The sequence below is a fragment of the Flaviaesturariibacter aridisoli genome (assembly GCF_004343705.1).
Taxonomy (GTDB): Bacteria; Bacteroidota; Bacteroidia; order Chitinophagales; family Chitinophagaceae; genus Flavisolibacter; species Flavisolibacter aridisoli.
Genome location: NZ_SKFH01000006.1, coordinates 63,903 through 85,681, shown reverse-complemented (window position 1 = coordinate 85,681; position 21,779 = coordinate 63,903). Strand labels below are relative to the sequence as shown.

Sequence of the window (21,779 nt, the reverse complement as noted above, 5' to 3'; positions counted from 1 at the left end):
ACATGACCCAGGAAGAATTTCAGAAGATCGCCCCGACGCTGCCGCAGGAACCCGGGATCTACAAATACTACGACGTGAACGGCAACCTGCTCTACGTGGGCAAGGCCAAGCACATCCGCAAGCGCGTCTCCTCCTACTTCACCAAGAACGACCACAGCTACAAGACCCACGAGCTCGTGCGCCGCATCCGCCGCATCGAGTTTACCATCGTAAACTCCGAACACGACGCCTTCCTGCTCGAAAACTCGCTGATCAAGCAGTTTCAGCCGCTGTTCAACATCAACCTCAAAGACGACAAGGCCTATCCCTGGATCGTGATCCGCAACGAGCCCTTCCCGCGGGTGTACCTCACCCGCCAGCGGATCGAGGATGGGTCGCAGTACTTCGGCCCCTATACGTCGGTCGGCCGCGTGCGCGACCTGCTCAACTTCATCAAGCAGACCATCCCGCTGCGCACCTGCCCGCTCAACCTCACGCCTCGCAATATCGAGAAGGGCAAGTTCAAGATCTGCCTTGAATACCACCTCGGCAACTGCAAAGGCCCTTGCGAGGCACGCCAGTCGATGGAAGACTACGACGAGAACATCGCACAGGTAAAAAACCTTCTGAAAGGACAGCTCTCGCCCGTGTTCCAGTATTTCAGGAAAGAAATGAAGGCCCACGCCGAAGCCCTCGAATTCGAAAAGGCCGAAGCGGTGCACCGCAAGCTTAAGTTCCTCGAGCAATACCAGTCGCGTTCGATCGTAGTGAACAACCAGGTGGACGGCCTCGACGTGTTCTCGATCCAGAAAGAAGAATCGATTGCCTACGTGAATTACCTGATGCTGGAAAACGGGGCCATCGTGCAAACAAAGACCCTGCGTGTAGAGGCGCAGCTGGATGAAACCGTGGAAGAAATCCTTTCCTTTTCCATCGGGCAGCTCCGCTCCACTTTCAACAGCAGTGCCCACGAGATCGTGGTGCCCTTTCCGATCGAATACGACGAGCCGAAGGTGGTGTTGACCGTACCCAAAGCCGGTGAAAAGAAAAAGCTGCTGGAGCTGTCGGAAAAGAACGTTCAGTATTTCGTGAACGAGCAGCGTGCCAAGGAGCGGCTCAATGTGGGTACGAAACCGAGCAAGTACCCGGTGTTGCTACGCATCCAGGAAGACCTGACACTCCCCGACGTGCCCGTGCACATCGAATGTTTCGATAACTCGCATTTTCATGGCTCCTTTCCCGTTTCCGCAATGGTTTGCTTCCGGAACGGAGAACCCAGTCGGAAGGACTACCGGATCTTCAACCTGAAGACGCTGGAAGGCAAGAACAACGACTTCGCCGCCATGAAGGAAGGCGTCTATCGCCGCTACCGCCGCCTCGTGAACGAAGGCGAGGACCTACCGCAACTCGTGATCATCGACGGCGGCAAGGGGCAGTTAGGCGCCGCCCAGGAGGCGATCGAGGAGTTGGGCCTGCAGGGACGCATGACGCTGGTGGGCCTGGCCAAGAACGAAGAAGAACTGTTCTTCGTGGGCGACAAGGAATCGCTGAAGCTCCCCTACAACAGCGAGGGGCTACTGCTCATCCGCCGCATCCGCGACGAAGTGCACAACCACGGCGTGTCGAGCCACCGCAACAAGCGCAGCAAAGGCACCTTCAAGAACGAACTCGAGGACATCAAAGGGATCGGCAGCAGCACCGCGCAAACGCTGCTCAAAACCTTCCGCAGCGTGGCCGGTGTGCGTCGCCAGTCGCTCGAGGACCTGGCCAGGGTGATTGGTGTGGGGAAGGCGAAGATCGTGCGGGCCTATTTCAACCGCGACGATGAGGCATCGGAGTCTGCATCTGATTAAAAGAAGGAACGCAGATTCTTAGGATGAATGAGATTTGCGCAGATTTTCATTTCACCGCGAATAAAATCATAAGGAATCATAACCAATCCGCGTATCCCGCTTGCGGTCCCGAGGCTTCGCAACTGCATGCTTTCGCTCCGGCGAGGGGTAAAATGAAAAAGGGCTGGATGGAAATCCGGCCCCGTTTTAAAATCCAATATCCTATGAAAAACCGGAGTAAAAATACAATACTTTATCCGATAAATACGGTAAAGACCACGGAAATATTTTGAGTTTTTTACGTGCCGGCAAAGAAAAAGTCCCCTGTTTCCAAGGGACTTTTTCTTTGCGATTAAGCCTATTAGTAAGACCACAGGTCTTGCTCGTAGTTGAAGATGCGTTCTTTGATGTTGTCGCCTTCCAGCAGGGCCAGGATCGGGTCCTTGATCATCTGGCGCACGTTCTTGTTGCCAGGGTTGTCGAGCGTCGACTTGGTGATGTAGGAGCTGAACATCCGGGCTTCGAAGAGTTCTTCCCAGGTCATGCGGCTGGCGCCCATGTTCTTGGGGTTGTACACTTCGTAGCGGGCCAGGATGGGGCGCAGGTCGGGGTAGTAGAGCCAGAACATCGGGGTCGATGCGTCGGACACCTGGCCGGGGCGGCCACCGGGTCCGGCGGGCATTTCGCGCGACTTCAAGGGGCAGATACCCAGGATGCGGACAAACATCCGGCTGGCTTCGCGGTCGAACACCCATTCCTCTTTGATACGCAGCTTCATCACCGTCTTGGCGTCGAACTGCGCGGAGGTTACCTTGTACTTGACCACCTTGTTCGGGTCGTTGATATCCGTTACCGGAACGGTATCAGTCTGGCCGGCGGTGAGTTGCTGTACTTCAGCCAGGGTCATCGGCGTGGTGAAGCGCTCGTCGGAGAAAGCGGTAACCTGGCCGGTGTTCACAGCCTTCAGCAGGATGTTCATGAACAGCTGGCTGCCGTTGTTCTCGTCGGCTGCGTAGCGGAAGCTCTGGTTGATCTTCTCACGCAGGTCGATCTCGCGCCATACCTTCTCGGCGAAGAGGGCATCGTCCCAACGCAGGTGCTCGTAGTTGAGCGGCGTCCGGTCGTTGAGGGCCGACTTGTCGTAGGCATTGTCGTTACGCAGCGACGCCTTTACAGCCGTATCGGAGGCACCGGTCGAGTCTTTCTCGATCGGAATGTTGCCGTAGGGATTGTACCCCGAAGGAGGGCGGGTCTGGTTGACCTGCTCGCTGGTCTCCGTGCCGCTGTTGGCGTTGTTAGTGGCCGGCGGATTGTTGTTGCGGCGGCGCGAGGGGCGCTGCGCATTCGCGTCGGCGGCTGCGAAACTCAGCAACAGCAGGAAGAACGAAGCCTTTAGGACAAGGTTTTTCATATGAACTGGTAGGTTATTACTTGATATAATAAACGAGCGAAGGAAGTTTACGACCTCGGCCATCAGGGCCCATAGCGCGGATCTGGTCGATCGTTACCATGCTGCCGGATTTCAGGCTGCGGAGGATCTGCTGGGCCTTCGCGTTGTTGAACGTGTTGCCCTGGCAGGGAGCGTCGATGATATCGCCGTTCTCGTCGTCAGCGGAAATGGTGAACGAGGTTACCGTGTATTTCAGGTCCAGGGGGAAGTCCTTGATGTAAGCACCCACACCAGCCTGGTTCTTGAAGGTACCGGCGTTCATGTTCTCGCCCGAAGCCACACCACCTACGGTAGCAACCGGGTCGGGGATGGTACGAACGCGGAACTGGGATACACCGGCCACTTTGCCGTCTACGGTTACCGTGATCTTACAATCGTCGGTTACCGAGCTTACGCGGGCCACGTACTTGCCGGGGCCGACTTTGTTGAGCGAGCCGCCGCCGCCGGAGATGGAAGCCGATACGCGGTCGTCGCCACCGCCGCTGGCGGCAATGGTCACGGAGTTGTCTACACCGATGTACATCACGTTCATCTTGTCGAGGGCGATCGAGGCGTTGGCCTGACCTACCGTGTATTCAACCGTCTTGTTAACCGTTTGCATTTTGCCGTCCTGGTCCATGAAGGAGATCACAACGGGAACGGTATGCTTACCGAGACCACCGCCCTGTACTTTGAGCTTGGCCTGGCCATCTTCGCCCAGGGGAGCGCCCTGGCCGGCGATGGTGATGGTGGGACGGGCGGCGGACGAGAAGGCACCTACACCGGCGCTGATCTCTACTTCCTGACCCGGCATAACGTAGTTGGTGTTCTGGCCTACGATGGCGGCGAACTTGTCGTAACGAACGGCTACTTTACCTACCTGCTCGTGGAACAGGGATACGGTACGGTTTTCTGCCGTGCGGATGTCGTTCTGGAACTTCGACAGGATCGTGATAGCGGCAACCGTCGGCACCATGTGGAAGTAGGCGGTCTGCCAATCCTTCGCACCGGCCTTTGTTTTCGGCGTTTCGAGGTTGATCTGCTTCAGGAAACCAGCGATCTGGGTCTGAATGGCAGCGTCACCGGCACCGAGGGCGGTCATCTTGTTCTTATAATCCTGCAGGCGGGCGAGCATTTCCTTGCCCTTGCCTTCTTCGATCATGTAGTGGGTGGCAACGTCCTGGTTGTCTTCCTTGTAGGTAGAATCGGGCTGGCCGTCTTTCTTACGGGTAGGGTCGAAACCGGCGTTCTTCAGGATCTGCTTCTTGGCGGCGTCGATGTAATCGAACATCTCCTTGGAAAGGGCCACAGCCTGGTCGGCTTTGGGTTTCCAGATAGCCGCTTTGGCAGCCGTTTCAGACTCTTTCAGCTTGTCTTCGAAAGAGGTCATGATCGTGTTCGTAGAAACCGCCATCGTGGCATTGGTTTCGGTGAGGCTTCGGTCAACTGTTTTAAAGGCGTTAAGAATCTCAGCCGAGACGTTCAGTGCCAGCAGGGCTGTCAGCACCAGGTACATCAGGTTGATCATCTTTTGCCGTGGCTCTTTAGGTAGTGCCATATCGGGTCAAAAATTTAAGGTCGGTTTGTTGAAAGTGGTTTTCGGTTTGCGGAAGGCGCCATTAGCGGCCCTGCATGGCGCTCAGCATGTTGCCGTACACCGTGTTGAGGCGGGTCAGGTTTCCGGCGAGGCCTGCGATCTGCTCCTGTACTTTCTTGGCGTCTTCGGCCGAGCTGTTCATCGTCTTGGCGGTCTCGGCGAGCTTACCGTAGTAGCTGTTGAGGGCCTGGATGTTGTTGTTGCCGGCTTTCAGCTCGAGCTCGTACATCGTGTTGAGCGAAGAAAGGTTCTTCGACAGCACCTGCATTTGCTCGTTGAACACCTTGGCGCCTTCGGTCGACTGGTTGAATGCGCTGACCGAGTTGGCGGCGCCCAGGTAGGCATCCTTCACTTTCGAAAGGGCGTTGGCCACTTCCTGGGTGCGGGTGGTATAGTCGCCGGTCACTTTCACTACGTCGGCGATCTGGTTCATGTTCGTGAGGGTCGTGTTGAGCTTCTTGAAGTTCTCGCCCAGCAGGTTCAGGTTCTGGGGCGTGATGTCGGCCTGGGCCATAGCCTTGTCGAGTGCGTGTACCGTGCCGGGAGCACCCTTGGCGCCGGCGGTCTCCACCAGCAGCTCTTCGCTGTGCGAAGCGTCGCCAACGGCAGGGTAAATGATGTAAAGGACACCGTAGATCAGGAACACCACTGCTTCTGTATACAGACCGATCTTCAGCCAGAGGTCAGCCGTAGGCGAGTGAAGGATTTTCTGAAGGGCACCATAGATAACAAGCGCCGCAGCGATCGATACGACTACGTCTACATACTTGCTTACTTTAGGAGGAATAGCAGCTGCCATAAAATTGTTCTTTTAGAAATGGTTGGTTAAAAAAGTTAGAATTGGAAACAGAAGGCAGCCTTACTAACGAAAGCTGTCTTCTGTTTATTGAATAAAGTGGTAGGAAATAGAAAAGAATTATTTGCGGCGACCGCGGCCAGACATGGCGGGCAGGTCGATCACGGAGCGGAAGCCAATGTAGGACTTGGCAGAATCCTGGTATTCATAGGTGCGGGTGCTGGTCTGCAGGTAGTAGCCTACATCTTTCCAGGATCCACCGCGGATCACTTTACGCTTCATCTTCGGGGGATCGGTTTCTTTGGCATTCCAGCGAACGTCGGGGTTCATGTCGTGCTGGAAGGTATAGCCACCCTCGTAGTAGATCGAGGAAGTCCATTCGGCTACGTTGCCCGACATGTTGTACAGGCCGAAGTCGTTGGGCCAGTAAGCGTCGGCGCGTACGGTGTAGAAACCGCCGTCCTCGGGGTAGTTGCCGCGGCCGGGCTTGAAGTTGGCCAGCAGGCAGCCTTTCTTGTTACGCAGGTAGTAGTTGCCCCAGGGGAACATCGACTGGGAGCGGCCACCGCGGGCGGCGTATTCCCACTGCGCTTCGGTAGGCAGGCGGAAGTCGGACTCCTGGGCCTGCTTCTTCGACTCGAGGAAGGAGTTCAGGTAGTGCGTACGCCAGTTACAGAAAGCCTCGGCCTGCTTCCAGCTCACACCCACCAGGGGGTAGTTGCCGAAGGCGGGGTGCGCGAAGTAGCGCTTGGCCATGGGTTCGTTGTAGGAATAAGAGAAGTCGCGGATCCACACCAGCGTGTCGGGGTAGACACGGATGGGGTACTTGCGGATGAACTGCGAGCGGGGCTTGGCGGCGTTCTCACGCTTGGCGGCCTCACCGTAGTCGTAGGCTTCGAACTGGTAGACGATCTTGTTGGCGTCCAGCTCCTTCTTGCCGTAGATGCGGTCTTCCGGCGACAGGATGATGTCCGTCTGGCCGAGCTGTTCCACCACTTTGGGGTCGCCCCACTTCATGGTTTTCATCTTGGCCCAGTCAACGTACTCATTTCCGTCGGTGCCGCTCTTCACATAGCCTAGTTTCTTGGCTACGATCGAGTCGGTGACCCACTTGGTGAACTGACGATACTGGTTGTTGGTAATTTCGGTGGCGTCCATCCAGAAACCGCTGATCGAGACCGAGCGGTTGCGGGCACTGAAGGCGTAGGCCGGATCTTCGTCGGAGGGACCCATGTGGAAGGTGCCCTGAGGTACGTAGACCATGCCGGGAGGACGTTTAGGCGTAAACTTGCCGCCAGGGGCGACACCGTGGACCTGTCCGTCATTGGGCAGGGCGCCACCTTTTTTACTGCCACCGCAGCTTACCAGCGCGAAAGAAGCAGCTGCGAGAATCGCAACGTAATGGTTTTTCATTGTCATACACGAGGGTATTGGGCAAATATAAGCTTTTGATAAAATTGACCGCACAAGGTTACAACTTATTTTTTTCATCTGCAAGCCCTTTAGGCGTACCGTCTTAAACGGCTTGCTACTGCAATTATTGTATTATTTTTTAACTTTTCCGGACCTATTCCGGTGAAAGCAACAAAACTTCAGATGAATTGCCCTATGCAGGAATGGGGAAAGGCCGCAGTGCGGCCTTTCTGTTATCGGAATGCGTACGCGCGGTTATTTTTTCTTGAATGTAGCGGCCAGGAATTGATCCAGGGCCGACACCATCGAGGGCGCCTGCGGCTGCGGGGCCTTGATGCCCAGCTCCAGCCCGGATTCCTCCACAGCCTTCGACGTATTGGACCCAAAGGCGCCGATCACCGTTCCGTTCTGGCGGAAGTCGGGCCGGTTGTCGAAAAGGCTTTTGACACCGCTGGGGGTGAAAAAGCAGATGACGTCAAACTCGTTGGCCGTCAGCAATTCCTTCACGTCGCGGCTGACGGTGCGGTACATGAACGCCAGGGAGAAGTCGCAGCCATTGGACTTCAGCCAGCCGGTGATCTCGGAGTCTTGCTGGTTCTCGGAGCATACATAGAGAAACTTCTCGTTGCTCTTGTGCTTGTTGATGACGTCGAACAGGCTTTTGTTGGAGCCGTCGGCACCATAGAAAACCTTGCGCTTGCGGTAGAGAATGAATTTTTGAAGGTAGAGGGCAACGGCCTCGGTGATGCAGAAATACTTCGTATCCTGCGATACGGCCACCCGCATTTCCTCGCAGGTGCGGAAGAAGTGGTCGATGGCGTTGCGGCTGGTGAGGATGACTGCGCTGTGCGCCTGGATATCGATCTTTTGCTTCCGGAATTCCTTCGCGGGGATCGGGTCGAGCTGAATGAAGGGCTGGAAGTCTAAGGAAACGCCGTATTTACGGCTGAGCTCAAAATAAGGGGATTTGTCACTTTCCGGCTTAGGCTGTGTGATCAGGATCCGCATACCGGCTTTGGCCTTCGCACCTGCCTTTGAAACCTCGTTTTTCACCATAAATAGGTAACCTAATGTACGGCAAAGGTACGTATTTTACCCTAATACGCGGAACAACAGTTTGTTAATCAGCAGCAACGGCACCAGCTCGAAGGCCACCAGGTAGAGCACGAAATGGAAGAACGGCAGCCGCACCTGTCGCTGCACGGTGGTATACGACAGGAAGTAGCGGTAGGCAAATACGCCGCCGGCCAACGTCAGCGCGAGGGTAAGTGCCACCTGGTTGAGCGCGCCCTCGGTAAAGGCCAGCAGCACCACGAAAGGCAGCAGCAGCATGGCCAGGATCTTGTTGGCCGTGAACACGATGAACACATACGCCTCCGCCGGCCCCGGCACGCGAAGGATCCAGCCCACCAGGCGCAGCACGATGAACTTGCCGAGGTACAGGGCCGCGAGCCCCGCCGCCGTGTAGCCGAAAAGCGGCCAGAAGCCCCAACCGCCGGCCAGCCCGAAGCGGCGGAACAGCAGATTCAGGAAAAGCGCTCCCACACCGAAATACAGCACGTTCATATACAGCGAAGGCATCGGCGACTGCTGCAGTTGCTCCTTCGCTTGCCGCTGCCGCAGGTTGGCGCGGAAGAATAGCCGGAACAAGTCGGCGAGGTAGCGTGGAAAGCCGCTCCGGGCAATGGCCAGCAGCAGCAGCAGGCCCATCGACGTGTAAAAAAGCGACTCCTTGCCTTCGGTCACGTGCACCGACTCTCGCAGGCGGACGGGGTTTTGAAAGGAAATGAACGGGTGCCGCGTCCACACGACGCTGTCAAAGCGCTGCGGCGTTACCAGCAACGGCGGGAGCTGAAAGGTGTCGCGGCGCAGGGTATCGGCGATCGGGTTGCCCAGCGAATCAAGGACGGAGAAGCGGGCCGTGTCAACGGGCAGGGAGCGGCTGTCGCGCGGCTGAGCACCGGCGCATAGGCCGGCCAACAGCATCAGGATCAGGCAAATGGAGCGACCGCTTTTCATGGGATGGAGCAAATGTACTCGCGATTTGTCAATCGCCAATCGTGAAGCGTGAGCCGTGAACCGTGAGCGCCGGCTCGTTTAATGGCAAACGGATTCATTCTGCCTATGTTTTTACCGCGTGTTGCGGGCTCACGGCTGACGGAACCTGCGGCTAGAAATAAGAGACGTAGCCCAAATGCACCTTGCTCTTCCGCAGGTTGAACGGTACGTCGTCGCGGCGGCCGATAGCCCAGGCCAGGTTGAAAATGCCGGCCTTTGTTTCCAGCGAAATGCCCAAACCGGTGCCGAGGTAAAAACGGTTGGCATTCACCGGCTCGGGCTGCCGCCCCCAGCCGCCGTCGGCGAATACGAAGAAGTGCGAATTCTGCCCGATAAGGTAGCGGAACTCCGCGGTGGTAATGGCATATTGCGACAGGTATTCACTTTCCTCGTCGAAGCCGCGAAGGAGCTTGTAGCCGCCCACCTGGAAGAGCTCATTGCGGTACACGGAGCCGCTCGCGAAGGCACCGGCGTTGATCGCCGTCCGCAATGTGCTCTGCCGGCCGAGCGGGAAGTAGTGGGCCCCGGAAAGCAACACGCGGAACTGGTACGTACGCAGCTTCACCGTATCGTACAGCTTCGCAAACGAAAAGGCCGGGTCGCCCGGGTCTTTGAGCTCCACCACCTGCGTGCTCGGCCGCAGCTTCTTGATGCCTGCGGAGGCGGTGATCTTGAATTCGGAGCCGCGGCGGGGATTGAAACGGTAGTCGGTGCCGTTCCAGTCGTAGCCGGCGCCGAGGTTATTGGAGGCTACGTCGGCCTCCACCGGCAGGCGGCGCTGTGCCAGCACCTGCTGCACGTTCACCCCGTTTACCACCGAAGAGCGACGCTGGAAGAAAAGGCTTGCCACCCCTTTGCCGCTGCGGTAGCGGGCCGTCAGGTCGAAGGTGAGGTTGAGGAAGGTGGTGTCTTTACGGAACATCTCGAAGTCGACGCCGAAGCCCAGCGGGCTGCGGAGAAAATAGGGCTGCTCAAATAGCAGGTGGAGGCGCGGCGAGCTTTGCTGGAGCTGCTGCCAGTTGAGCCCGATGGTTTCACCGCCGCCAAAGCCGTTGCGCAGCAGCAGGTTGGCCTCGCCGGTCACCAGCAGCTTTTTCGCGGCACCCGCGTCGGGGTTGGGCAGGAAGCCAACGAGGGCGTTCACCTGGCTGTTGCGCTTGGCTTTGAGGTATACGTTGAGGATGGAGCCGGTATTGAGCATCGTCAGGTCGGACGGGCGTTCCACCTGCACGTAAGGCAGCTCGGCGAGGCGCTTGTCTACCGCCTGCAGGCGGCGCCGGCTGTAGGGCGTTCCGTTGGGCAGCTCGAGGTGCCGCTGCAGCAGCTCGTTGGAGATCTTAAGGTCGCCGTAAACGCGGATGGAGTCGATGAGATAGCGCATCCCGCGGTCTACCCGCAGCAGGGCGCTGACCGAATCACCGCCGATCCGCACCGAGTCGAGGTACACACGGGCGAAGGGATAGCCGTTGTCTTCAAGGCGGTCGAGCAGGCGCTCCTGCAGGCTGCGGAGGCGCGGGAAGTCGAGCACGGCGCCATTAAAGGAGCCCGCGTTCCAGCGCAGGGCGCCGTACAGGTCGGCGTCTTCGGGGCGGGTGCTGAGGCGGGCCCAGCGGTAGGCCGCACCGAGAAAGATCCAGGCGGTGCCGGAGGCCGAATCGAGCCGCAGGCTGTCGAGGGAGGCGGTTACGTAGCCGCGGCCCTGCAGCGTGGCAGGCAGCGCGCGGGCATAGGCAGCGGCGGCGGCGGCATTACCGAAAGAGGCGCTGAGTGGCGGCAACGCAGCATGCGCGGCCGAATCGGCGATCACATACCGCAACCCGTATTGAGCCCGCAGGCCGGTAGCAACCAGCATTAACACCAGCGCCGCAAGCATTTGCTGTACCTTCGTCCGCACGTTTGTAAAAGTATTCAATCCAGAACGCCGTTGGCCGGAATTTATTTGCATATCCCCTTTTGTAAGCAGGGCTGTCACTATTGCAATTTCCACTTCAGTACCTCCCTGCGCTACAAGCCGGAACTCGTGACGGCGCTGCAGCAGGAAGCCGTCCTGCGCACGCCGTACCTCGCCGGAGCGCCCGTGGAAACGGTGTACTTCGGTGGCGGAACGCCCAGTCTCCTCAGCGACGCGGAACTCAATGGCCTCCTCGACACGCTGCGCCGCCAGTTTCCGCTCACCGCCGACGCCGAAATCACGCTCGAGGCCAACCCCGACGACATCACGCCCGAGCGCCTGCGCGCCTGGAAGGGAGCGGGCGTCAACCGCCTGTCCATCGGCACGCAGTCGTTTTTTGAAGACGAATTGCGCTGGATGAACCGCGCCCACACGGCGGCGCACGCGCGGCAATGCATTGAAGACAGCCTCGCCGCCGGCCTAAACAACCTCAGTATCGACCTTATTTACGGCTCGCCCCTCCTCTCCGACGAGCGCTGGGAAGAAAACGTGCGCATCGCTACCGGCTATGGCGTGCCCCACCTCTCCTGCTATGCACTGACGGTGGAAGAAAAAACACCACTGCACAAGCAGATCGAAAAGCGGCAGAAGACCGACGTCGACAACGAGCAGCAGGCGCGCCAGTTCCTGCTCCTGATGCAGTGGCTGAAAGCGGGGGGGTACGAGCACTACGAGGTCTCCAACTTCGCGAAGCCGGGGATGCGTAGCCGCCACAACTCCAGCTACTGGAAAGGTCTCCCCTACCTCGGCCTCGGCCCTTCGGCGCACTCCTTCAACGGCACCGAACGCTCCTGGAACATCGCCAACAACACGGCGTACATCCGCGCCCTCAAAGAGGGCCGCGCGCCGCAGGAAAGCGAGGCGCTGACGCGTGCCCAACGTCTCAACGAATACTTCATGATCTCGCTCCGCACCATCGAAGGCATCGACCGCTCCCGTGTAAACACCGCGGCAACAAATTCCGAACGCAAGGACATCGAAGCACGCCTGTCCGTATTTCTACGGGAGGGCCTGGTGCGGGAAACGCCCAGCGGCTATGCACTGACCGACGAAGGCATGCTGCGCGCCGACGGACTGGCCGCGGAGTTGTTCGTGTAGCGGACTGGTCAATTGGCTTATTCGTTTATTGGTAAACCGGAAACCGTGAATGCGTTCTTTGCGGTGAATTTTACTTCCCCTTCGCGACCTGCAGATTTCCGTGTTTCAAGTAACCGGCGCGCTCCAGATCGGTGCATAGCACCCCGGTGAACGTGCGCGCACCCCTCGCGTTCAGGTGTGCATTATCGTAAAAGTCGAGACTGTCGTCGAGCGCAACCTGCCCGTTGAGGTTCCAGTAGGACGCGCGGGAATGAAAAAGCGAATCCACCTCCTCCTTGTACCGGTAACATTGGTAGCGTGCCCGGGCTTGTGGCATTTGAAGCAGCAGAACCGGAACATTTCTGCTTCGCAGCAAGGCGAGACAAGCGTCGAGCTCCTCCAGGTACATCGGGTTTAGCGGCAGCCCTGGTCCGGGTATGCAGGCGGTGGGCAGGTCCTGGTTGTAGGTAAGCACACGCCTTTGTTGCATACCGCCGGGAATGTACACGTCATCTTCATTTCCGCTGCGAAGCGCCGGCGGTTGCGCCCCCGACCATTGGCGCATTGTCGTATAGAGCAACGTGTTGACCACGCGCAGGTTTTTATGCAACAGCGCCGTTCGCCAGATGGCACCGTCCACCCGGTCGCTCAACAACAGGTCGATGCTCGGCTCGATCCGGTCTTTGACGTACAATTCGGGATAAACGACCAACAGCACGCGCTTTGGCTGCACCGAATCCAGGTACCGCTCCAAAAAGATCCGGGCCTGCACGGGTGTTTGCCCGCCGCAGGTCAGCAGCAACGCCCGGTACCCTCTTTCCCGAAAAACGCGCGGGTCGATCCCACGGTGCGCGAGCGAAGGACCAACGATAAGCAGGTCGGCCTGGCGGTAGTCCGAAACTTCATGAATCCGCTCGCGGACGAAAGAACTCCGGATGGGCTGCCGATACAGGTTCTTCTGGAGGTGTTGAGGGATGAAAATGCCTGCGGCATACAACAAGCACAAATACACGGCACCGGCGAACAGCAAAAAGAGGACGATATGTTTCAGGAAGCGCGCCATGTCAGAATTGAAAGTACAAAAACGGTTGCTCCTCTGTCACCATGTACATCCCGATGATAAAGAGCAGCAACGCGTAAAAGCTCCAGCGTGCAAGCCGCGGCCAACGGCTGCCGAAGCCGGCGAGAGCAAATGGCCGCTCCCGCCCGAGCCATTCCACACCGAACAGGAAGGCCGATAGCAGCAGGGTCACCTGTGCCATCGGCGGCATACCCGGAAACGACAGCAGCGAACGCACAAACGTGTGGCGCAGGTAGCGGAGCGCGTCGCCGATGCTGGCCGCCCGGAAGAAGACCCAGGCCAGCGTCACGAGGGCAAAGGTGCCGGTCATGCGCGCCATGTCGGAGAGTGAGGGAAGGAGCCGGCCCGATGCGACCACGGAAAGGTGCACGCGGTTGCGGCCGGCCAGCAGCAGCGGCAGGAAGAAAAGGGCGTGCAGGCCGCCCCAGGCCAGGAAGGTCCAGTTGGCGCCGTGCCAGAGGCCGCTGACGAGGAAGATGATAAAGGTGTTCCGGATCGCTCGGGCGCGGCCATGGCGGCTGCCGCCGAGGGGAATGTAGAGATAGTCGCGAAACCAGCTGGAAAGCGAGATGTGCCAGCGGCGCCAGAATTCCGCGATGTCGCGCGAAAAGTAGGGATGGGCAAAGTTGCGCAACAGGTCGATGCCGAAAAGGCGGGCGGTGCCGAGCGCGATGTCGGAATAGCCCGAAAAATCGCTGTAGATCTGGATGGCGAAAAACAGGGCGCCCAGTGCGTGCTGGCTGCCCGAGTAATGGCTTTCGCCGGAAAACACCAGGTTCACATAATGCGCACAGTTGTCGGCCACGACGACTTTCTTAAAGAAGCCCCACAGCATCTGCCGCAGTCCTTCGGCCGCATCTTCGTACCGGAAGCGTCGGGGTGTTTTTAATTGCGGCAGCAGGTGGGTGGCCCGCTCGATAGGGCCCGCTACGAGCAGCGGGAAGAACGAAACGAACAGCGCGTAGGAAACAAAATGGCGCTCGGGGCGGATGCTGCCGCGGTAGCAGTCGATCACATACGACAGGCCGTGAAAGGTGTAAAACGAAATGCCCACCGGCAACAGCACGTGGAGCAGCGGCGGATCGGCATGAATGCCCACGCGGCTCAGTGCCGCGGCGAAGGAGGCGATGAAGAAGTCGTAGTATTTGAACAGCGCCAGGAAGGCCAGGTTCACGCCCACGCTGAGCACGAGCCAGGCCTTGCGCACCCGCGGCTTCGCTGCCGCGGCGATCCGCAGGCCCGAGCCGTAATCGAGGAGTGTTGAAAAAAGCAGCAGCCCCAGGAAGCGCGGGTCCCAGCAACTGTAGAAATACCAGCTCGCCGCCAGCAACAGCAGGTTCTGCGCTTCCGCACCCCGCCGCGCCAGCAGCCAGTACAGCGCGAACACGACCGGCAGAAAGTAAGCGAAGGACAGAGAGCTGAAGAGCATGCAGCGAAACAGTTTGGGGCTTTAGAGCCCGGCGTACGAGGTCGCATCAACCACTTTCCGGCACTCCCTCGACTTTCTGAACGTTCCTATACCAGCACCGCCTCGATCGTTTCAAAACCCTCGGCCGGCGACAGCTTTTCCCACAGAATGCGGTAGATCGTTTCGGCAATGGGCATGTCGGCGCCGATGCGCGCGTTGATGTGAAACATGCACTTGCAGGCGTTGTAGCCTTCGGCCACCATGTTCATCTCGAGCTGCGCCGACTGCACCGTATAGCCTTTGCCGATCATGGCGCCGAAGGTTCGGTTGCGGCTGTACAACGAATAGCAGGTTACCAGCAGGTCGCCGAGGTACACGGAGGCGGCATAGTTGATGTCGCGGCGCTGTGCGCCCGCCAGCGGCTGGTGCTTGCCCACCTCGATGTGCTCCACGCCGGCCTGCTGCAGGAAATTAGCCATCTCGTCTGCGCTGTTGGCGATGTATACACTCAGGAAATTGTCGCCGTATTCGAGGCCATGGGCGATGCCTGCACCGAGGGCATAGATGTTCTTCAGCACCGCGGCGTACTGCACGCCGAGGATATCGTGGTTGGTTACCGTGTTGATGTAGGGCGAACGGAAGTCTTCGGCGATCTGCGCCGTCATGGCATCGTCCACGCCCGAAAAGGTGAGGTACGACAGCTTCTCCGCGGCCACTTCCTCGGCGTGACAGGGACCCAGCACCGCGAAATAGTTCTCCAGCGGCAGGCCGAAGCGTTCCGCCAGGTATTCGTTGAGCAGCACGTCGGGACCGGGCACGATGCCTTTGATTGCCGACATCACCTTGCGCGTGCGCAACAGCCCGGGGTCCACCTGGTCGAGCACTTCGGTGATATAGGCCGAAGGCACGGCCAGTACCAGCACGTCGGCGGCGCGCACCACCTCGTTCACGTCGCCTGCGATGTGCAGCTTCGACACATCGAGGTAAGCCGTCGGGAGGTATTGCGGGTTGTGGCGGCGGCGCTGTATGTAGTCGCTCTGCTTGTCATTGCGCACCCACCAGTGGATGCGGTGGCCGTTATCGGTCAAAATCTTCACGAGCGCGGTCGCCCAGCTGCCGCTGCCGATCACGCCATATGTCGTCGGTACGGACATGGGCTTATTTCTTGTCGAATAATTTTTCTTTCGCTACCACCTGCACGGCGTCGCCGTTCTTGAGGTTCTTGCTGATCGCGTTGAAGGGCGCCGTCACCACCTGCTCGCCGGCCTTGATGCCGCTGAGCACTTCGATATGGTTGATGTCCTGGATGCCGGTGGTCACCACGCGTTTTTCCACCTTGTTGTCTTTGGTGAGCACGAACACCACTTCTTCCAGTTCGTCGGTGGGCGCGGCTTCCGACTCCTGGTCGATGCCGGCCTCGTCGTCCTTCTTGTTCTCTTTCTTCTTGTCGTCGAGGTTCTTGTCGCTGCCTTTTACGCGGGCAGCCACGGCGGTGATGGGGATGGCCAGCACGTCGCTGCGTCGGCGCGTTTTGATGTCGGCGGAAGCGTTCATACCGGGGCGGAAAGGAAAGCTGCGCGGGTGCGCGGGATCCATCAGGTCGGCATAGGAAGCGGGATCGAGGCGGATGTGCACTTCGTAGTTGGTCACGTCGTTGGTAGCGGTGGCGCCGCCCGTCTTATTGGTGCTGGCGGCGATCTGCGTCACTACACCACGAAACTTGCGGGTGTTGTAGGCATCCACCTGCACGTCTGCGCTGTCGCCCACGTGCACTTTCACCACGTCGTTCTCCCCTACATCCACGCGTACTTCGAGCGAGCCCATGTTGGCCACGCGGAGCATTTCGGTGCCGGCCATCTGTGCCGTGCCCACTACGCGTTCGCCGAGCTTTACGTTGAGCTGCGACACGATGCCGTTCATCGGGGCCACGATGGTAGCGCGGGCGAGGTTCTTGTTGGCCATCTGGAGCTGCGTGCGCGAGCCCTGCACACCGGCCTGGCCGGCCCGGATGCCCTGCACGGCGGCGTCGTACTGCGACTGCGACGAGCGCAGCTTCGTAGCGTATTGCTCCAGCTCCGCGTCGGAGATCACCTTGTCGTCGTGGAGCTGCTTGTAGCGGTTATAGTTTTTGCGGTCCTGCTCCAGCTGCGCGTTGAGCGCGGCGATGGCGGCCGAGGAGTTGGCCACCTGGGCCTGCGACTGCGATACCTGCGCCTGCGCCTGGTCGCGCTGGGCGGAGTATATGTCGGCGAAGATGCGGGCCAGCACCTGGCCTTTCACCACGCTGTCGCCTTCCTGCACATTGAGCGCGGTGATCTCTCCCGAAATGTCGGAACTCACCTTTACCTCCACCTCAGGGTAGATCTTGCCCGAAGCATTTACGGTTTCGGTGATGCTGCGCGTCGTTACTTTTTCCACGGCCACTTTGGTGCCTTTATCCTTATTGCCCGTTACGGCCGACACGATCACCAGCACCAGCACGAGCGCTACCACGCCGATGAGGAGCCATTTTACAGTTTTACTCATAAGAGTTCAAAGTTTGTGGTTTGTCGTTTGTGGTCTGTAGTTGAAAAAGATCTGAACAGTTATGGAAGATCGTGTTGCCGCCGAAGGAACGACAAACTCCAAACTACAAACCCCAAACGGTATTTAAAGTTTCAGTCCCTGCCCTTTATAAAATTCGAGCAGCTTGATGCGGAAAACGTATTCGAATTGCGCCGACGAGCGTTGGAGCTGCGCGGTGAACAGGTTTGTTTGGGCCGTGAGCAGCTCGAAGGTGCTCAGGAGGCCGATCGCCGACCGCTTGGACGCGAAGTCGTAGGCACGCTGGTTGGCGTCCACGGCCTTGCCCGCGGCATTGAATTTCTCCAGTGCATTGACGGCGTCCGCATAAGCTTTATAAATATCCTGCTTGATGGTCAGGCTGTCGCCGGTCTGCTGCAGCTGCAGGTTCTGCAGGTTCAGCTGGGAGCGCTTCCAGGCCGTGCGGGCCTGCCCGCCGTTGAAGATCGGCACGTTGAGCTGCAGCACTACGTATTCGCGGAGGTTGCTGCCGATCTGGGAGAAATAGGTGGGGTTGTAAGGCTCCAGCACCGGTACGCCGGTTTGCTGGAAATACACCGGCGCCCCGTTGCCGTTGACGTTGCCGATAAAGGTGGTTTTGTCGGTGGTGCCTACCTGGCGAAAGCGGGTATACACGTCGGCGTAGTTGCTTTGCACGCCGGCGCCGGCGCTGATCGTCGGGTACATAGCGCCGCGGGTGGCGGCCACGTTCTTCTGCGCCGCCTGGATGCGCAGGGCATTGTAGCGCTGCTGCGGCAGGTTTTGCAGGGCCGACTGGTAAACGGCGTCGGGCTGCAGGGCGCCGAGCGGCTCCACGGGAATAAGTTCTACCGGCGGCGTCACCACGTCGAAGGGCTGGGCCGCATCGAGGGCGAGGAGGGCCTTCAGGTTGAAGAGGGTCTGGATCTCGGTGGTCTTCGCATTCACCACGTTGGCGCTGTCCTGCGCCAGCTGCGCCTCGATCTGGGCGGCGTTGAGCTCGGGGAGGGCGCCGGCGGCCACCTGCTTGCGGGTAAGCTCGAGCTGCGCCCCCGTCTGCGTTTGCTTGAGCCGCAGGATCTGCACCTGCTGGCGGGCCTGCAGCACCGTGAGGTACGTGGTAGCCACGTTGAGGGCGATGTCGTTCTTCACCTTGTCCACAAAAGACCGCGCCGCCATCGACTCGATGCGGTTGGCGGCAATGAGGTTGCGCTTTGCGAAGAAGTTGAACAGGTCTACCGATGACTGCAACGCGGGCTGGCTGAAGAAGTTGGAGTTGTCGGTAAAAGAGTTGGTGGTGGGGTCGATGGAGCGGCCGGTGCTGTACCCGTAGTTGGTACTGAGGTTGAGGCTGGGATACTGCGACAACTTCGCCTGCTCGTAGGTAAGTTGCGCAAGGCGGGCCTGCACATCCTGTTGCTTTACCGAAATGTTGTTGGCCAGCGCCCAGTCCACGCAGCGCCGGAGGTCCCACTGCTCCTGCCCCTGGGCCAGCAGGCCGAGCAGAAGCCCCAGGAAGCAGCTGATTGGCTTTTTCATGGGAGTAAAAGTAGGAGATTTGGATCGGGAATCGGCAATCGGGTTCGTGAAGCGTGAGGCGTCCGGCGTGAGCGGCTTACGCCGGTCATCGAAGAACGGATGCCAACGGCTTCCGTTCTTTTAGTATGGTGCATGGCGACCTCACGCTTCACGCCGGACGCCTCACGCATCCCGCGCCTCAAACGAGGGCCAGCGCCCCCTCCAGGTCCCGGATCAGGTATTCGGGTTCCTCCAGCCCCACATACATCCGGATGTACTGGTGTTCCATGTTGGACGGATCGAAGGCAGCAGGGTCGATGCCGGCGCATTTGGGCAGAATGAGCGATTCGTGGCCGCCCCAGCTGACGGCCATCAGGAAGTGCCGCAGCGCCTCGCAGAAACGCGTGATGCGCTCCGGCGTTCCGCCTTTCAGCGTGCATGTAAAGAGTCCGCCGGCGCCGCTCATTTGCTTCCGGGCAAGGTCGTATTGGGGGAAGTCCGGATCGAGGGGATAGAGCACGCGGTCCACCTTCGGGTGGGCCTTCAGCCAGGCCAGCACGGTGGCCGCGCTGCGGCTGATGCGCTCGAGGCGCACGGGCAGCGTGCGCAGCCCACGGAGCAGCAGCCAGGCGTTGAAGGGCGACAGGCCCGAGCCGATGGCCAGGTAGTCGAGCTCGAAAATGCGGCGGATGCGTTCGTGCGTGCCCGTGAGCACGCCGCCGAGCGTGTCGCTGTGGCCGCCGATGTACTTGGTGGCCGTTTGCATGCACAGGTCGATGCCCAGCTCGTGGGGCCGCTGGTGCAGCGGCGTGCAGTAGCTGTTGTCGATGAGGGTCACGATGCCGCGGGCCCGCGCCAGCGCAGCTACTTCGGCGAGGGGCTGGAGGGCGAAGTTCCAGGAGTTGGGCGACTCGAGGTAGATGAACGTCGTATGGGGACGCAGCGCTTCTTCAAACTGACGGATGTCCGTACCATCGATATAGGTCGTTTCGATACCGAAGCGCGGGAGGATCTGGTCAAACGTCTTTTGCGCCCAGCTGTAGGGGCTTCGTACCGACAGGATGTGATCGCCCTTCTTCACGAAGGGCAGCACGCCGGCGAAGATGGCCGCGGCGCCGTTGGCAAACAGGAGCGCGTCTTCGGCGCCGTCGAGGGCCGCCAGCTTTTTGCGCAGGATGTCCACGGTGGGGTTGAGGCCGCGGCTGTAAATGTAGCCGCCCATTTCATCGGCGAAGGCACTGCGTAGCGCGGCCACCGTGGGGAAGGCGAAGTTGCTCGTTTGCAGGAGGGGTGGCGCCACCGCGTTGAAATAGAGCGACCGGTCCTCCCCCAGCTCGTTGAGGATCTCCGACAGCTCCATTACTTGCGTTTTTTCTTGCGCAGCCCGCGGAAAAAGAACAGCAGCCCCAGCAGGGCCGCGCCGGTGAGGGCGGCGATGGCGGGCAGCGGCGCGCGGTGCACGTCGTTGATCAGGTAAAGCAGCGTGCCCAGGGTGGCGGCGCTCCAGAGGAGCAGGAGGGCCTGGCCGAGCGTAAAGCTGTTCTTGGTCTTGCTGTCGGAGGAGCCGCGGCGCGAGCTGCCGTTGCTGCGGCTCCGGCCGTGGCGGGAGCGGCTGTGACGACTGCTGCCCCCGCTGCTGCGGTGGCGGCGCGACGATCCTGGGTTGGGTTGGCTTTGTGTTTCTTCAGACATCCATTGACGTTTTAGCCTTGCCGAAGACGAGGAAATAGAGCCCGATGAACAAACTCATAACCCCGATGCCGATGAGGCACAATTCGGTCTGCTGCTTCAGCAGGCTGATAGCTACAAATAAATACGCAAAAATGAAGAGCACCGGTTGCAGGGGGTACGCTTTCATTTTAAAAATCCCGGTTTCGTCCAGGTGTCGGGTGCGTCGCCGAAGCAAAAAGATGCTGCCGGCGGAAAGTATCATTCCAAAGCAATCGAGGAAAATGGAGAAACCCAGAACAGTCTCGAACTTCTGGGCCCAGCCCACGATGAGCATGCAAAGGACGGCAAATATAGTGAGGGAAACCACCAGAACTCCCGTGCGCGGGTGGCGGCGGCGGAAGGCCGGCGGCAGGATGCCGTCTTCGCTCATGGCATACATCACCCGCGGGTTGGAGAGCAGCAGGGCATTGACGTAGCCCAGCACCCCCAGGAACAGGAATACCGACAGCACCCGCTCCGCCTGCGGCCCGAACACGCGGGCGGCCATCAAGGCGGCGATGTTGGGACTTTGCTCCTGGTGGCCCATGGCCTTCAGGTTGTCGAAGCCGATGACGTGCACGTAGGCCCAGTTGATGGCCAGGTACAGCGTAATGATGAGGGCGATGCCCAGGAAGATGCCACGCGGCAGGTTGCGCGCCGGCTGCCGCACCTCGGCGCCGAAGTTGATCGTTTGCTGGTAGCCGCCATAAGTGAACGATACCGCCACGAGGCCGCTGCCGAAGGCCAGCAGGTACTGGTTCATCGTGGGGCTCAGCGTCACCGACTGCGCCGTGGCCAGCACGGCGGGCGAGGCCTCTTTGGTCAGGAACAAGGGCAGGATCAGCAGCAGGATGAGCGTGATCTTGATGATCATGAGCGCGCTTTGCGTGCGGGCGCTGAGCTTCAGGCCAAGCAGGTTGATCCCGTAAAAAAGCGCGATGGCGCCCACGGCGATGGCCATCTGCAGCGCCTTGCTCGCCGCCAGCGGGCCGCCGATCACCGGACCAACGACCGCCGAAATATATTCGCCCCCGATCAGGGCTACGCCGGCCAGCGAGGCGGCATTCGACACGAGGATGACGCAGTTGATGGCAAAAGCCACGGAGGGATGATAGGCATAGGAAAAGACCTTGTAGTAACCGCCCGTAACGGGCAGGCGCGAGCCGATCTCGGCGTAGGTCAGCGCCCCGCACAGTGCCACCACGCCGCCGGCAACCCACACGGCGAAGAAAACGCCCGCCGAGGGCGCATCGCGCGCCACGTTGACCGGCGTGCGGAAGATGCCCATCCCGATCACGAGCGAGACGACGATCATGGTAAAATCGAAGAGGCGGAGTCCGGGCTTGGGCGGGGTCATAGGGCGGGCACTGAGGGCTAAATATAGCCGAT

At 59.5% G+C, this 21,779-nt stretch carries 17 protein-coding genes; 2 read left to right on the top strand and 15 right to left on the bottom strand.

The window, feature by feature from the left end; translation table 11 throughout:
- The first annotated feature begins 2 nt into the window (after positions 1-2).
- The gene (uvrC, locus tag E0486_RS05925) at positions 3-1,832 is read left to right on the top strand and encodes an excinuclease ABC subunit UvrC (RefSeq protein WP_131851226.1); all 1,830 of its coding nucleotides are present in this window, start codon (positions 3-5) and stop codon (positions 1,830-1,832) included.
- 340 nt (positions 1,833-2,172) lie between these two features.
- Here uvrC and porN read toward each other — a convergent pair whose 3' ends face one another.
- The 7 genes from porN to E0486_RS05890 form a co-directional block, all read right to left on the bottom strand.
- A complete protein-coding gene (porN, locus tag E0486_RS05920) occupies positions 2,173-3,222 on the bottom strand; it encodes a type IX secretion system ring subunit PorN/GldN (RefSeq protein WP_165917210.1) in 1,050 nt (349 codons plus the stop codon).
- A 16-nt stretch (positions 3,223-3,238) separates the two neighbouring features.
- Positions 3,239-4,798, bottom strand: coding sequence for a type IX secretion system motor protein PorM/GldM (gene porM, locus E0486_RS05915; protein ID WP_131851224.1), 1,560 nt, complete (start codon positions 4,796-4,798; stop codon positions 3,239-3,241).
- A 61-nt stretch (positions 4,799-4,859) separates the two neighbouring features.
- Positions 4,860-5,636, bottom strand: coding sequence for a type IX secretion system motor protein PorL/GldL (gene porL, locus E0486_RS05910; protein WP_131851223.1), 777 nt, complete (start codon positions 5,634-5,636; stop codon positions 4,860-4,862).
- 117 nt (positions 5,637-5,753) lie between these two features.
- The gene (gene porK, locus E0486_RS05905) at positions 5,754-7,046 is read right to left on the bottom strand and encodes a T9SS ring complex lipoprotein PorK/GldK (protein ID WP_131851222.1); all 1,293 of its coding nucleotides are present in this window, start codon (positions 7,044-7,046) and stop codon (positions 5,754-5,756) included.
- Positions 7,047-7,301: 255 nt separating this feature from the next.
- Positions 7,302-8,054, bottom strand: a complete 753-nt coding sequence (locus tag E0486_RS05900) for a uroporphyrinogen-III synthase (protein ID WP_131851266.1) — start codon at positions 8,052-8,054, stop codon at positions 7,302-7,304.
- Between the two features lie 84 nt (positions 8,055-8,138).
- Positions 8,139-9,065: a DUF4271 domain-containing protein gene (locus E0486_RS05895; protein WP_131851221.1), complete on the bottom strand. Its 927-nt coding sequence runs from the start codon at positions 9,063-9,065 to the stop codon at positions 8,139-8,141.
- 151 nt (positions 9,066-9,216) lie between these two features.
- Complete coding sequence (locus tag E0486_RS05890; protein ID WP_165917209.1) at positions 9,217-10,998, bottom strand: BamA/TamA family outer membrane protein; 1,782 nt, start codon at positions 10,996-10,998, stop codon at positions 9,217-9,219.
- Between the two features lie 45 nt (positions 10,999-11,043).
- On the opposite strand from E0486_RS05890, the gene hemW reads away from it, so the two are divergent.
- A complete protein-coding gene (gene hemW, locus E0486_RS05885; RefSeq protein ID WP_243697389.1) occupies positions 11,044-12,153 on the top strand; it encodes a radical SAM family heme chaperone HemW in 1,110 nt (369 codons plus the stop codon).
- Positions 12,154-12,223: 70 nt separating this feature from the next.
- On the opposite strand, the gene E0486_RS05880 is transcribed toward hemW, so the two are convergent.
- The 8 genes from E0486_RS05880 to E0486_RS05845 form a co-directional block, all read right to left on the bottom strand.
- Complete coding sequence (locus tag E0486_RS05880) at positions 12,224-13,195, bottom strand: hypothetical protein (protein ID WP_131851218.1); 972 nt, start codon at positions 13,193-13,195, stop codon at positions 12,224-12,226.
- Position 13,196: 1 nt separating this feature from the next.
- Complete coding sequence (locus tag E0486_RS05875) at positions 13,197-14,642, bottom strand: MBOAT family O-acyltransferase (protein WP_131851217.1); 1,446 nt, start codon at positions 14,640-14,642, stop codon at positions 13,197-13,199.
- A gap of 86 nt (positions 14,643-14,728) precedes the next feature.
- Positions 14,729-15,775 carry an NAD(P)H-dependent glycerol-3-phosphate dehydrogenase gene (locus E0486_RS05870; protein ID WP_131851216.1) on the bottom strand — a complete coding sequence of 349 codons (1,047 nt, stop codon included), beginning with the start codon at positions 15,773-15,775 and terminating at the stop codon, positions 14,729-14,731.
- 4 nt (positions 15,776-15,779) lie between these two features.
- Positions 15,780-17,147 (bottom strand): efflux RND transporter periplasmic adaptor subunit, encoded by a 1,368-nt coding sequence (locus tag E0486_RS05865; RefSeq protein ID WP_131851215.1) that lies wholly within the window; start codon positions 17,145-17,147, stop codon positions 15,780-15,782.
- Positions 17,148-17,270: 123 nt separating this feature from the next.
- Positions 17,271-18,701 (bottom strand): TolC family protein, encoded by a 1,431-nt coding sequence (locus tag E0486_RS05860; protein WP_131851214.1) that lies wholly within the window; start codon positions 18,699-18,701, stop codon positions 17,271-17,273.
- Positions 18,702-18,879: 178 nt separating this feature from the next.
- Positions 18,880-20,040 carry a trans-sulfuration enzyme family protein gene (locus E0486_RS05855; RefSeq protein WP_131851213.1) on the bottom strand — a complete coding sequence of 387 codons (1,161 nt, stop codon included), beginning with the start codon at positions 20,038-20,040 and terminating at the stop codon, positions 18,880-18,882.
- Positions 20,040-20,372 carry a hypothetical protein gene (locus E0486_RS05850; protein WP_131851212.1) on the bottom strand — a complete coding sequence of 111 codons (333 nt, stop codon included), beginning with the start codon at positions 20,370-20,372 and terminating at the stop codon, positions 20,040-20,042. The genes E0486_RS05855 and E0486_RS05850 overlap by 1 nt, the downstream gene beginning before the upstream one ends.
- Positions 20,365-21,747, bottom strand: a complete 1,383-nt coding sequence (locus E0486_RS05845; RefSeq protein WP_131851211.1) for an APC family permease — start codon at positions 21,745-21,747, stop codon at positions 20,365-20,367. Before E0486_RS05845 ends, E0486_RS05850 begins: the two co-directional genes overlap by 8 nt.
- Positions 21,748-21,779 lie beyond the last annotated feature (32 nt).

Coding starts and splice junctions, on each gene's coding strand:
- uvrC (WP_131851226.1), top strand. CDS start 3: ATGACCCAGGAAGAATTTCAGAAGATCGCCCCGACGCTGCCGCAGGAA.
- porN (WP_165917210.1), bottom strand. CDS start 3,222: ATGAAAAACCTTGTCCTAAAGGCTTCGTTCTTCCTGCTGTTGCTGAGT.
- porM (WP_131851224.1), bottom strand. CDS start 4,798: ATGGCACTACCTAAAGAGCCACGGCAAAAGATGATCAACCTGATGTAC.
- porL (WP_131851223.1), bottom strand. CDS start 5,636: ATGGCAGCTGCTATTCCTCCTAAAGTAAGCAAGTATGTAGACGTAGTC.
- porK (WP_131851222.1), bottom strand. CDS start 7,046: ATGAAAAACCATTACGTTGCGATTCTCGCAGCTGCTTCTTTCGCGCTG.
- E0486_RS05900 (WP_131851266.1), bottom strand. CDS start 8,054: ATGCGGATCCTGATCACACAGCCTAAGCCGGAAAGTGACAAATCCCCT.
- E0486_RS05895 (WP_131851221.1), bottom strand. CDS start 9,065: ATGAAAAGCGGTCGCTCCATTTGCCTGATCCTGATGCTGTTGGCCGGC.
- E0486_RS05880 (WP_131851218.1), bottom strand. CDS start 13,195: ATGGCGCGCTTCCTGAAACATATCGTCCTCTTTTTGCTGTTCGCCGGT.
- E0486_RS05875 (WP_131851217.1), bottom strand. CDS start 14,642: ATGCTCTTCAGCTCTCTGTCCTTCGCTTACTTTCTGCCGGTCGTGTTC.
- E0486_RS05870 (WP_131851216.1), bottom strand. CDS start 15,775: ATGTCCGTACCGACGACATATGGCGTGATCGGCAGCGGCAGCTGGGCG.
- E0486_RS05865 (WP_131851215.1), bottom strand. CDS start 17,147: ATGAGTAAAACTGTAAAATGGCTCCTCATCGGCGTGGTAGCGCTCGTG.
- E0486_RS05860 (WP_131851214.1), bottom strand. CDS start 18,701: ATGAAAAAGCCAATCAGCTGCTTCCTGGGGCTTCTGCTCGGCCTGCTG.
- E0486_RS05855 (WP_131851213.1), bottom strand. CDS start 20,040: ATGGAGCTGTCGGAGATCCTCAACGAGCTGGGGGAGGACCGGTCGCTC.
- E0486_RS05850 (WP_131851212.1), bottom strand. CDS start 20,372: ATGTCTGAAGAAACACAAAGCCAACCCAACCCAGGATCGTCGCGCCGC.
- E0486_RS05845 (WP_131851211.1), bottom strand. CDS start 21,747: ATGACCCCGCCCAAGCCCGGACTCCGCCTCTTCGATTTTACCATGATC.